The sequence below is a fragment of the Bacteroides reticulotermitis JCM 10512 genome, assembly GCF_000517545.1.
GTDB lineage: Bacteria > Bacteroidota > Bacteroidia > Bacteroidales > Bacteroidaceae > Bacteroides > Bacteroides reticulotermitis.
In genome coordinates this window covers 13,679-27,571 of the sequence record NZ_BAIV01000033.1, presented here as the reverse complement: position 1 = coordinate 27,571, position 13,893 = coordinate 13,679, and the positions used below count along the sequence as shown (strand labels likewise).

At 46.1% G+C, this 13,893-nt stretch carries 3 protein-coding genes and 3 pseudogenes; 4 read left to right on the top strand and 2 right to left on the bottom strand.

Annotation, left to right across the window (positions count from 1 at the left end):
• Window positions 1-8: 8 nt before the first annotated feature.
• A pseudogene (locus tag JCM10512_RS17480) lies at window positions 9-2,443 on the bottom strand (glycoside hydrolase family 127 protein).
• 389 nt (window positions 2,444-2,832) lie between these two features.
• Between JCM10512_RS17480 and JCM10512_RS17475 the strand changes: the two are divergent.
• From JCM10512_RS17475 to JCM10512_RS17460, 4 genes and pseudogenes are all read left to right on the top strand, one after another.
• Window positions 2,833-5,559, top strand: a complete 2,727-nt coding sequence (locus JCM10512_RS17475; protein ID WP_044164967.1) for a retaining alpha-galactosidase — start codon at window positions 2,833-2,835, stop codon at window positions 5,557-5,559.
• A gap of 10 nt (window positions 5,560-5,569) precedes the next feature.
• A complete protein-coding gene (locus JCM10512_RS17470; protein WP_044164966.1) occupies window positions 5,570-7,972 on the top strand; it encodes a family 43 glycosylhydrolase in 2,403 nt (800 codons plus the stop codon).
• Between the two features lie 57 nt (window positions 7,973-8,029).
• A pseudogene (locus JCM10512_RS17465) lies at window positions 8,030-10,434 on the top strand (glycoside hydrolase family 127 protein).
• 83 nt (window positions 10,435-10,517) lie between these two features.
• Window positions 10,518-12,759, top strand: a pseudogene (locus JCM10512_RS17460) (S9 family peptidase).
• Between the two features lie 118 nt (window positions 12,760-12,877).
• On the opposite strand, the gene JCM10512_RS17455 reads toward JCM10512_RS17460, so the two are convergent.
• On the bottom strand, window positions 12,878-13,789 hold the full coding sequence (locus JCM10512_RS17455) for a glycosyltransferase family protein (RefSeq protein WP_044164997.1): 912 nt from the start codon (window positions 13,787-13,789) through the stop codon (window positions 12,878-12,880).
• Window positions 13,790-13,893: the final 104 nt, after the last annotated feature.

Below are 13,893 nucleotides of genomic sequence, written 5' to 3'. Positions count from 1 at the left end.
ACTTACATTCAGTTTACTTTCCACTCTATGACACCACCCGATACTCCTTTTTGTAATTGAGCGGCTATCTTCAATCCGGTTGTTTCCACCGGTTTAAAATCTAAGCTATTATAACAGTCTTTCTTGACTGTATATGGAGTCAGAGCCTCCACTTCTTTCCATGTATTGCCTGCCTTATAGTAGAGTTTCCAACTCTCAGGCACTCGGAAGTCACCATCGTAATGATCGAAGTCCAACCAATATACTTCTACATTGGATACTGTGTAAGATCGATCGAATTGATAAGCCAATGTTTCGAGCGTTCCATTTCGCAACCACCAATAGTGGTATGGTTTCGAAATATCCGACGAACGTTTCGGTTCCCACTGATCATTCACTCCCCAAGCCCAAGTTTCAACAGTAGAAGAGACCGGAGCATCTTTCTGTATAGGAGCTTGTATCATTAACGTACGCGCCTTACTCGCAATAGTCGGTTCAGGAGTCGGACGAGCATATTCGGCGGCTTCCGGAATCCATACAGCCATCTGGTCGGCTCCACGGTTATTCCATGTTGAATACGGAATAGCTTTAAAAGGTACATCCTTCACACTGCCGTCTTTCGCTATTTCCTTTGCCGTACCGCTCAGCACCATGACCCCGTTCAACAAATTAGCCTCATAAGTCGCTTTCATTTGAGTACCATCCGGGATGAACTTATTAAATACAAGGCTATCCGATTGATCTTTCCCTTCGAGACAGAACATGATCGGTCCACGTTCAATAGCCAATTTGCCACGATCATCTTCTACATTCTGATTCGCACGAACACGGCGTACAGGCATCGGAAGATCAACCTCCACTATATCACCTGCTTTCCAACTGCGAATAATCGTAGCGTAGCCTTCACTAGGTCTAATATCTACTTTCTTTCCATTAACCGAGATCACATAAGGCTCCGCTTTATCGGTAAATGAATAAAGATCGGTTGGGACTGGTGATACCTGCGCCCATCCGGGAATGCGAACGCGCAAAGCAAATTTCTGTTCAGTCTCGGGATCAATGGTAATCGATACCTTGCCATCCCACGGATAATCCGTAGTCTGCTTAAACGCTATTTTATTATTGTCTGTCTGAATGTCTGCCTGACTTTGAATGTATAAGTTGATATACACGTCATTCCCCTGAGTTGCATACATATAATAAGGTACGGAAGCCATAAAACGAGTTACATTACCCGGACAGCAAGCACAACCAAACCAATGTTGGCGTTCGTGTTGTCCCATAGATTCGAGCGGGTTATCGTAGAAGAACTTATCGCCACTCAACGATACACCGGAAATTACTCCGTTGTAAAGTGCCCGTTCTACAACATCCGCATATTTTGCATCACCTGTTGCCAAGAACATACGATGATTCCAATAAACATTGGCAATAGCCGCACAGGTTTCACAGTAGGCGGTGTGGTTATTCAATTCGTAATTAGGTCCGAACCCTTCCCCCTGAGGACGAGAACCGATTCCTCCGGTAATAAAGAGTTTCTTACTGGCCATATTATCCCAAATACGAGTCAATGCATTGAAGTACGCTGTGTCGTGTGTCAAAGAAGCAACATCAGCTACCCCTGAATAAAGATAGCCGGCACGCACTGCATGTCCTACGATCTCATCCTGTTCAAGAATCGGCTTATGATCCTGACTATATTCACTGAGTCGATGACCATCGGTACCGCGACCTGTTTCTTCGACAAAGTATTTAGCCATTTTCAAGTATTTCTCATCGCCCGTTACCTTATATAATTTAGCCAATGCCATCTCTGCAATCGGATGTCCGGAAGGTACATGCTTTTGTCCTTCAGCGGGGCCAAAAACCTGACATACCAAATCAGCGTTTTTAATGGCTACATCGAGCAACGTACGTTTGCCGGTAGACTGATAGTGAGCGACAGCAGCTTCATACAAATGTCCACTATTATATAGTTCGTGACTATTGATCTTCTCCCAACGATGTGTTCCCCACCAGCCTGAAAGACGTGTGCAATTATTAGTAACACAAGTAGTCAAGTAACCATCGGGTTCCTGAGCAGCTGCAATAAGTGTAATCACACTATCTAGATAAGCATCCAGTGTTTTATCATATTTCACGGCAAGCGAATAAGAAGCACCTTCTATTATTTTATAAGGATCCGTATCGTCAAAAGAGAAATCGCCCCGGTGCTCACCTTTCTTTAACCCGCCTGCGATGGCAAAGTTATCAAAGCGTCCATTCTTCTCGCATTCTTTAAAAGCGGAAGGAATAGAAACGGTACGATTTATCTCAATACGAGATGACCAGAAGTGATCATCCAGATGAACTTGCGTAAAAGGTACTTCTTTAATCGGCGCATCAGGCTGTTCATATGTGCTATGAAAAGCGCTCACGCCAGAAGGGCGATACTACCGAAGAGGAGTTGGAGTTGTTTCTTCATAATTATATGTGTTTCGTTTGTTATATCAGACATTAACAATGTATACGGCAAAGAAAGCCATTCCGATGTTAAGCCGATAAAACAAAAATCTAGAAGGATGACAAAATAGTCTGTTAGTTGTACTCAATATACGCGTTTAGACCTTTTTTCCATGCTTCTGGACTTTTTTTCCATTGCTTCGACATTGAAAGACAAGATTTGTAGGCTCCCGAAGTCAATACAGCAATGTCTACGGTTTTACCTCCGATAATTTTGCAAGGCTGAAGGAAGGATGAATAAGTTCTGAAAAGAGCTTTCTTGGACTATTATGCTATTACATTATAGTATTTAGTCCTTCTTTTTCTTTTTTTATCGCTTATTTTGCACTGTACGAAATACAATAACCAATTATGAAAAATAACATTTCTCTTAAGCTGATTACTCTTTGTTTGTTTCTATATAGTGGGAACAATTTGCTTTGGGGAGCTACTCCTAAAACATTCCAACTCTTCTCTCCCGATAAGAAACTGAAGGTCGAGATTTCCGTCGGGAACACCTTATCTTATCAGGTAACCTACCAGAATGACACCCTGATTTCTCGTTCAAAGATAGGTTTAGTTCTAAGCGACACTTATATAATAGGTAATAACCCTCAAGTTACCGGTAATAAAAGGAGGAGTATAAAAGAAGAAATAACTTCTCCTTTCTACCGTTTCAAAGCGTTCACTGCTTGCTGCAACGAGCTGAATCTTCAACTCAAAGGAAACTTCGGTGTCATATTCCGAGCTTACGATGAGGGTATAGCCTACCGTTTTTACACGACGCAACGTACTGAAGTAATTATCAAAGATGAAATAGCAGAGTTCTGCTTCAAGCAAGACCATACCGCTTATCTCCCTTATACAACCAACGAAAAGCAACCGATGGCGATGGCTTTTCAAAATATATACGACATCACTCCGTTGTCGAAAGCACAGGCTAAGCTAGCCTTTCTCCCCGTAACCGTTGATTGCGGTAGTGCCAAGGTAACCTTATTAGAATCGGATCTCGAAAGTTATCCGGGTATGTTCGTGCAATCGCAGGGAGAGAAACTTTGCCTGAAAGGTGTATTTGCTCCTTATCCGAAAGAGACTGATTTCTACCCGTGGCGGAAGCAGGAATATGTAACTAAGACTTCCGACTTCATTGCATCCGGCCGTGGTGCGCGCTCGTACCCTTGGCGAGTATTAGCCATTACCGAGCGTGATGCCGATATGCCGGTAAACAATCTGGTATACGCATTGGCTTCACCCAATCGGATCGGCGACACCTCGTGGATAGAGACCGGAAAAGTAGCCTGGGATTGGTGGAACGACTGGAATTTAAAAGGTGTACCCTTCCAAGCCGGCATCAATATGGATACCTATAAGTATTATATCGACTTTGCCAGTCGCAACGGAATTGAGTTTATCGTTCTGGATGAAGGATGGTACGCGCCTAAGAGTGGCGATATGCTAACGGTGATTCCTGAACTGAATCTGCCCGAGCTGATTGCTTACGGACGCTCCAAAGGGGTTGGCATTGTGCTATGGACGGTGTTCAACGTACTCGACAGTCAACTCGAAGCAGCCTGCATAAAGTATGCGGCCATGGGTATTAAAGGTTTTAAAGTTGACTTTCTGGATCGTGACGACCAGACTGCGATAGAAATGGTGTACCGCATTGCAGGTGCTACTGCACGCCATAAGCTGACGCTCGACTTGCACGGGATATACAAGCCTACGGGCATCAACCGTACCTATCCGAATATCCTCAACTTTGAAGGTTTGTTTGGTATGGAAGAAGTTAAATGGACTGATATAAAAAACAATATGCCGCTGTATGACGTAACGTTTCCTTTCATCCGCATGATGGCCGGACCGGTAGATTATACACCGGGAGCGATGCGTAATGCTACGAAAGCCGATTGGCGGGCGGTGTATTATACGCCGATGAGCATGGGCACGCGTTGTCACCAATTGGCAGCTTATATTGTACACGACTCGCCTTTCACCATGTTGTGTGATGCGCCTACGCAATATGAGCATGAGCAAGAATGTGTAGACTTTATCACTTCGCTGCCTGTAAAAACAGACTCTACTTTCATCGTCACAGGCGAACTGGCAAAGTACATTGTTACCGCCCGGAAGAAAGAGACCAATTGGTACATCGGTGGAATGACCAACTGGGACGAACGGGACATTACGCTGGACTTCTCATTCCTTCCTACCGGCAAGCAATACATAGCAACTCTTTTTGCAGATGGAATCAATGCCAATAAGCAGGCAGAAGACTATAAGCGGGAAGTGCTGACGGTCGACAAGCAGAGTCGGCTACCGATTCATCTGGCATCAGGAGGCGGATTCGCACTGAAACTCGAGCCCTGCCCCGTACGTGGTACTGTCACCTCTGTTCCCGAAGGAAAAAACATTCCTTCTTTCTACAAAAAGTATATCGAAACAGAAGGTCTTTATGTTACTTCATCCGAAAGAGTTAGCGACGAAGCATTGTTGAAAGCATGTGATATCATCAGCCTGATGCTGGCTAAACGTCCCGATGTGAAAGCACATATGATCAAGAAAGGTTGCCATGTGATGGTTATCGGTAAAGATGAAGAAACTTGCGACCTACCGGAATACGCTCACATTTGCAATTCACCCGACAGCATTGCTTTTTGGAATAAACGTGCCCGTGGCTTCGGTGGAGCACCCGAAGATGAGTTCTCTTCCAGTTGTGGCGAAGAGAATCTACTGGCATTGCCGCAAGATAAATACACCGGCGAGAACATCCTGATTCATGAGTTTGCCCACTTGATTCACTTGGTTGGTATCGTAGGCATAGAACCGGACTTCAACCACCGTCTGGAAACGTTATGGAACAAAGCCAAGGCCAAAGGTTTGTGGAGCAATACGTATGCCATCAGCAATAAGGAGGAGTATTTTGCCGAATGTGTGCAATCATTCTTTAACTGCAACCGCTATGCCGAACCAACAAACGGCGTACACAATTCGGTGAATCGCCGGGTGAAACTGAAAGCCTACGACCCTGAGATGTACCGATTGCTCAAAGAATACTTTTACGAGATTGAGATCCCCATCAACAACCTTATACATAAATAGAAAGACACCTATGAATAGACTTTATTTTTGGCTCGCTGCGCTTTTATGCGGAACAGTTTCTGTTTTAGCGCAGGCTTCATTCGATACTCCGGGAACAGGTAATCCGGTTATTCCCGGATACTTTGCCGACCCAACAGTCAAGAAATTCGGCGACACCTATTATATATATGCAACAACCGACGGTAGTGGCGCAGGATTCGGTCCGGCGCAAGTATGGACCAGTAAAGACTTTGCCAACTGGACGCTCATGCCAATGAACTGGCCGGACAGCCATTGGATATGGGCACCCGACGTAATGCGTCACAGCGACGGCAAATATTACTATTTCTATTGTCAGCCTTGCATCATTCATTGTGGAGTAAGTGATACTCCTCGCGGCCCTTGGAAGAACATATTGGGAGAAAGTGAAGCGGTGCTAATACCCGATCGCTTTGTAACCAACGCAATCACACTGGATGGACAGACATTTGTGGACGATGATGGTTCCGTTTATATGTATTGGGGAACTTGGGGTATTTACAAGGGGTTCGGCTGTGGTGCCGGAAAGATGACATCTGATTTGAAAGGTTTTTCCAAAACACGCCTGATTCCCAATACCGAAGCAACCGATTTCTTTGAGGCTCCCTTTGTCATTAAACGAAACGGGATCTACTATTTCATGTATTCATCGGGGTCGTGCCACGATCAGACATATCGTGTGCAATACGCCACCTCCGATGCGCCTTTGGGTCCGTACAAATACGGTGGATGCATACTCGAGACTTCGGCCGACGGAACGATACACGGACCGGGACATCACAGCATCTTGCAGGAAGGAGACAACTATTACATCGTTTATCACCGCCACGACAATCCTCATGCGAACCGTGGCTTCCACCGTCAGGTTTGCATAGATCGTATGACATTTGATGCGGAAGGTAATATTCAGAAGATAATTCCCACACACGACGGAGTAGGCGCATTAGCTCCCTCAACTGTCCAATCCAAGAATCTAGCGTATCAGAAAACGGTTCGTGCCTCTTCATTCTACGATGACAACTTCCGTCCCGAACTGGCGGTAGATGACAATAATGGAACGCTATGGCGCCCCCGGGGGATGGGACAAGAGTGGATTGAAATCGATCTGGGATCGAACCAGCAGATACAAACCATCTGGACACAGTTTCAATACGGCACTCAGTTCTATCAATACTTGATAGAGACATCCGTTAACGGCAAGCAGTGGAGTGTTTTTGCTGACAAACGTAACAATCATCTAGCCGGTAGTCCTATGGTAGATTTCGGTAAAACGAAAGCCCGTTACGTACGCCTGACCTTTACAGGCGGACAGAAAAACGGTTTCGGAGGAGCTATCTGGAATATCAAAGTATTCGGAGGTATCGAAGCATCAGCGCCTCAACAATGGCTCGGGCTGACGGCCGCCGATTGGAACGGGCGGGAATGGGAGAACAATGAGGGAATGCTCGGTGGTTCTTTCAAACTCAAACAGGGGGCAGCACGTACGCAACGCATTGCCGGACGTGATGCGTTGGTACTCGAGCCGGGCACCACACTGGAGTTTCTCCATCCGCTGCTTTCTCCATCAACAGAGCATACGCTTAGTGTATTAGTTTATAGGTTAGGTAAATGGCAAAGCGATGAAGTAAAGTCTTCGCTCTCTAACGGGAAGATTTTACTTCAAAGCGGGGCAGAACCATTAATCATCACAAACTTGCGCTACTATAACTGGGTACAGGAGGAGGCCGAAAAAGCATTCGATGCAACGATGGATATCGTTCGTCTGCCTGCCGCTAACTTGCAAAAGAAAGGGTTGGTAGTCAGCATCACCGCCGATGCGTTCTCGCTAGGAGATACCGTACAGTATATACCGAACAACGGGGTAAAAGGAATCTTTGAGGGGATCAAAGCACCTTCCATCGTTGAAGAAACAGCCGGTAAAAAAGGTTTCCGATTCGATGGCAGTCAGGTATTTCGCTCCAATTTCCAACTACCAACCACACTGTTGGACAACGCCCCATATACACTGGAAGCATGGGTGCTGAATCCTACCATCGATCTGAATGAGTGTGTAGCCGACTTTACGACTTCACACGACGAATTGGAAAAAATCATGCTCGTCAACGGCACGGAACCGCGTTGCGGAGTTATCAACCACTATGGATGGTACGAAGACGCTGGCTATAAAAACCTGAACGAGTGGGCAGGCAAGTGGCAACATATATACATCTGTTTCGACGGTCGCATCGAGCAGGTCTATGTGAATGACCAACTGGTGAGCGAAAAAGATATTCAATTACTGATTAAACCGTCACAGTTTGTAACTTTGGGGCTTAATGCCGAAGGCAACTGGCCTTTCACTGGCTATTTGCATAGCCTGAAACTGTGGGATGAGTACCTCCCCAAACTTAAATAATCCGGATAAGCAGAGAGAATAATTTAGAAAAGAAAACAATTAAAATAAGAGATGACCATGAAGAAATTAGCAATTACCGCCCTATTGACCGCAGCTTTAGCAAGTGGTCAGGCACAAGTTAAGCAACCGTCGCACGGCTATCCGATTAGTCCCGTGCCATTCACATCAGTCAAAGTAACCGATGCCTTCTGGGGACAGCGACTGGACGCAAGCCGGAAAGTCACTATTCCATTGGCGTTCAGCAAATGTGAAGAGACAGGCAGATACCAGAACTTTGTCAATGCCGCTCATCCAAGTGATACGATCAAGGTAGGCGGACTGGCTTTTGACGACACCGATGTCTATAAAACAATCGAGGGAGCCAGTTACCTGATGCAGACCTATCCCGACAAGAAACTGTCCAAATACATAGATAGTGTACTCGTGATCGTAGCTGCCGCCCAAGAGCCGGATGGCTATTTATATACCAGCCGGACCATGAATCCCAAACATCCACATGAGTGGGCCGGTAATAAGCGTTGGGAAAAAGAAGAGGATTTGAGTCATGAGTTCTACAACCTCGGCCACATGGTAGAAGGTGCCATCGCACACTACCAAGCTACGGGTAAACGCAACTTCCTCGACATCGCAATTAAGTATGCCGATTGTGTATGCCGCGAAATAGGACCGAACCCCGGACAACAAATATATGTACCCGGACATCAGATCGCTGAAATGGCACTTGCCAAACTATACCTAGTGACCGGACAACAGAAATACCTCGACCAAGCAAAATTCTTCCTCGATCAACGCGGATATACGAGTCGCAAGGACGAATATAGCCAGGCGCATAAACCGGTAATCGAGCAGGATGAAGCGGTAGGCCACGCTGTTCGTGCCGCTTATATGTATGCCGGTATGGCGGATGTAGCCGCACTAACGGGTGATACTGCTTATATCCATGCCGTCGACCGTATCTGGGATAATATTGTCGGTAAGAAGTATTATATTACCGGAGGAATCGGCTCTACTTCAGCCGGTGAAGCATTTGGCAAAAACTACGAACTGCCTAATATGTCGGCCTACTGTGAGACCTGTGCGGCAATCGGCAATGTGTATGTCAACTATCGCCTCTTCCTGCTTCACGGCGAATCGAAGTATTATGATGTACTGGAACGTACGCTTTACAACGGGCTCATTTCGGGTGTATCGCTCGATGGTGGCGGCTTCTTTTATCCGAATCCATTGGAAAGTATCGGTCAGCACCAACGCCAGCCTTGGTTTGGTTGTGCTTGCTGCCCTTCTAACATCTGTCGATTCATTCCTTCGCTTCCGGGCTATATCTACGCCGTTAAAGACCGGGATGTATATGTCAACCTTTTCATGTCCAACACTTCGGACGTTAAGGTTGGCGGAAAAGCTGTTTCCCTGGAACAAACAACCAAGTATCCGTGGAATGGAGATATCACAATCGGAGTTAACAAAAACGCTGCGGGACAGTTTGCTCTCAAAATACGTATTCCGGGATGGGTGCAGAATCAGGTAGTACCAAGCGATTTGTACGCATACAGCGATGGAAAACGCCTCGGCTATTCGATAAAAGTGAATGGTGAAACGGTAAAGAGTGAGTTGAAAGATGGATATTTCAGCATCGATCGCCGCTGGAAAAAAGGAGATAAAGTAGAAGTTCACTTCGATATGGAAGCTCGCACAGTCAAAGCCAACAATAAGGTGGAAGCCGATCGCGGACGCATTGCCGTAGAACGCGGACCGATTGTTTATTGTGCCGAATGGCCTGACAATGAATTTGATGTACTAAGTGTATTTATGAATCTCGCTCCTCAGTTTGAAGTTGTTAATAAGCCCGATCTACTTTATGGTATCGACCAATTGAAGACAGACGCGCAAATTCTGAGTTATGACAACCGCGGACGCCTGACAACTCAGGATGTAAAACTCACTTTAATACCTTACTATGCTTGGGCACACCGTGTTCGGGTTCCATGGCTGTATGGTTGCCACAAGACTTGAGTGCTTCGCGCCCGGCCATGCCTGCTACCCTGGCTTCGGAAAGTAAAGTGGATGCATCCCATAAGGTTAAATCGATTTCGGCCATCAACGACCGACTCGTACCCAAAGATGAAAACGACCGTTCGATGCCTTACTACCATTGGTGGCCTAAACAAGGAAGCACCGAATGGATCTCTTACGAATTTACAGAAGCCGCAACAGTTTCCAGTGCTACCGTATATTGGTTCGACGATGCTCCCTGGGGAGGTTGTCGTGTACCTCAGAGCTGGAGGGTTTACTATAAAGACGCATCCGGTAATTGGCAACCGGTCAAGGGTGCCGACAAGTACGGTGTAGAAAAAGGAACAGGCAATACGGTGAACTTCGATCCGGTACAGACGAAAGCCGTCAAACTGGAAGTCGTTCAGCCAGGCAATTATTCTTCCGGGTTATTCGAATGGGAAGTTAAATAATTCTCCCGAAAAAGTATATCTTAGCGACTGATTCCTGGAAAAAGGAGTCATACGTCCACGAATAAAGACCAATGATAACAAAGATGAAAGTTAGTAAGTTAGGTTTATTTACTGCCATGCTCCTTAGCGGGAGCATGGCAATTGCTCAAGGCACGGCAGATGATTATCGCCGTGCCTACTCTTTAAGAGAGAAATACAGTGCGAACAACGTATACTACGCCAACGTAACCCCGCAGTGGATCGAAAACACGCACGGTTTTTGGTACGTACGCAATACCCCGGAGGGACGAATCTATGTGGCTGTCAATGCCGACAAAAAGGATCGAACAGAACTGTTCGATCATCAGAAGCTGGCTATCGCACTAAGTCAAGCCTCCAAGAAAGAGATTAAGCCGGGAACACTGTCGTTGGAACGGCTCTCTGTCAACAAGAGTTTGGACACACTCCGCTTTGTGTTCAACAATCAACAGTGGATGTATGTTGTGCAGAGTAATCAGCTGACCAATGAGGGTACACTTCCTATTCCTCCTACACCTCGACACTGGATGGAGGTGGATGATGAAAAGACAGCAGCCCCTATCTCCTCGCCCGATGGTAAATACATGGCTTTCATCAAGAATGATAATATCTATGTAAAAGAGATCGCCACCGGCAAAGAGAAACAGTTGAGCCTAGACGGTACGTTGGGGAATTACTATTCCGCCTATCTTCGTTGGTCACCCGACAGCAAAAAAGTAGCCTCTTGCAAGATACGTCCGGTAGAGAAGCGTTATGTTTATTACGTAGAGTCCTCGCCAGTCGATCAGCTGCAACCAAAACTTCACAAACAGGAGTATGCTAAACCCGGTGACGAACTGCCTTTCAAAGTCCCTTGTATTTATGAAGTGGAAACGGGACGGAGCGTAATCCCCGCAACCGATTTATTCGCCCAGCAGTATGATGTTTCCGCTCCTGAGTGGAATAACGACAGCCGTGCTGTAACGTTTGAATACAATCAACGCGGCCATCAGGTGTACCGTGTGTTGGAACTCTCCACTGAGAATGGAAGCGTACGCCCGCTTGTCGAAGAGACCAGTGACAAATACGTGAATTATACCCGCCGTTTCCGTCACGATCTACCGGACGGAAAACATATGATATGGATGAGCGAACGTGACAACTGGAACCATTTATATATGTACGACCGCTCTACTGCGAAACCCATACAGCAAATCACACGGGGAGAATGGTATGTGCGCGAAGTGCTTCGGGTAGACGAAGCCAACCGACAGATTTACTTCTCCGCCAATGGGGTACAACCGAATGAAGATCCCTACCTGATCCGTTACTATCGCATCGGTTTCAATGGAAAAGGCTGACCTGCCTTACGCCTGAAGAGGGGATGCACAAAGCCTGGTTCTCACAAGACATGAACTATCTGGTAGATGTTTACTCGATGGTAGATAAAGCACCTGTTGCGGTATTGCGTAGCGCAAAGGACGGCAAGATCGTGATGCCACTCGAAACTGCGGACATCAGCAAGTTGGTTGCCGAAGGTTGGAAAGCTCCGGAAGTATTCGTAGCGAAGGGACGTGACGGCAAAACGGATATGTGGGGATTGATTGTGCGACCTAGCAACTTCGACCCGACCAAAAAATATCCGGTAATTGAATATATCTATCAGGGCCCGGGCGACCAGTATGTTCCGAAAACCTTTATACCTTACAACTGGTACATGACCTCGCTTGCCGAACTGGGTTTCATTGTGGTCATGGTAGATGGCATGAGTACGTCTTTCCGCTCACGCGAGTTTGAGAACGTATGTTATAAGAACCTGAAAGATGCCGGATTACCCGATCATATGGCATGGATTAAAGCCGCGACACAGAAATATCCCTATATGGATATCGACCGGGTAGGTATTTACGGATGCTCGGCCGGTGGACAAGAGTCGACCAGTGCCGTGTTACTTCACCCGGAATTCTACAAAGCAGCCTATTCCGCCTGCGGTTGCCACGACAACCGGATGGATAAGATTTGGTGGAATGAACTTTGGCTAGGCTATCCGGTAGGTGATGCATATAAAGAAGGATCGAATGTAGAGAATGCCCACCTGCTGAGTCGCCCTTTGATGCTGGTAGTAGGAGAAATGGACGACAATGTCGATCCGGCTTCGACCATGCAGGTAGTGAATGCCTTGATTAAAGCAAATAAAGATTTTGAGTTGGTTGTTATTCCGGGTGCCACCATACGATGGGAGAAAACTTTGGCGAACATAAGCGCTACGATTTCTTTGTCCGTCACCTGCTGAATGCCACCCCGCCGAAATGGAGGATGTTAATTTGAAATAGAGTCCGAGGGGAGTTACACGCTGCCTACGCGTGCACGACCTATAAAAATAGAGTAGCCGTTCTATTCTCAGAACGGCTACTCTTTTATATATTACAGTTCCAGTCCTTTCGGATTAGAACAATTTATTCGGATATTCTCCTGCATCGATCAATGCCTGAATCTTATCTACCACACTCTGACGGTCTTCAGGATAAGTCACACCGAACCATTTGCTGGCAGTGTCGAGCACTTCCACAGTTGCGGTCTGATCGTTAATCAACTTATCGACCATCAACGGAATGAAGAACTCGCTCTTCAGGTTTTCCATGTTCTTCGGATCGCTCAAGAAAGCTTTGAAGAACTCTTCGCTATACGCAAAGTAATCCGGTGTAAAGCCCCAAAAGTTCATACTAACCGGTGTATTGTCCGGAGTAGACACCCATTCGCCATCATCGCCAATGTACTTCACTTCACCATCCACGCGTTTAATCTTCGTACGTTCTACCACAGAAGTCAGCAGATTTTTAGCATCCGTACCACAGATCCCCCGAGATACCGTACCACTTTCACTCAAGGTATTACCTACTCGAAAACCTACCATCGAGTATACATTCTTCGAGCCTTCCGGCAGTGCGGAGAGGTATTTACCCATAACCTCGAAAGATTCACGTCCGTAGAAGTCATCGCAGTTGATTACCGCAAACGGTTCTTTAATCACGTTGGCACCCATCATGACAGCGTGGTTTGTTCCCCAAGGTTTGGTGCGGTCTGCCGGACATGTAAAGCCTTCCGGAAGATCATTCACACCCTGAAATACGAGTTCGCAAGGGATGTGTCCCGCGTATTTGGAAATAATTTTATCACGGAAATCTTGTTCAAAGTCCTTGCGAATTACAAATACCAGTTTGCCGAATCCGGCGTTAATGGCATCGTAAATAGAATAATCCATAATAGTTTCGCCATTAGGACCCAGTCCGTCCAATTGTTTCAAGCCTCCATAGCGACTACCCATTCCGGCAGCCAATAAAAATAAAGTTGGTTTCATAACTTGTGTAATATTTAAATAGGTTAGTGATGTCAATGGCATCAGAATCTGGGGCAAATGTACTAAAAATGTTCTATTCTTTTGTCTTGAGACAAAAGAAAGAA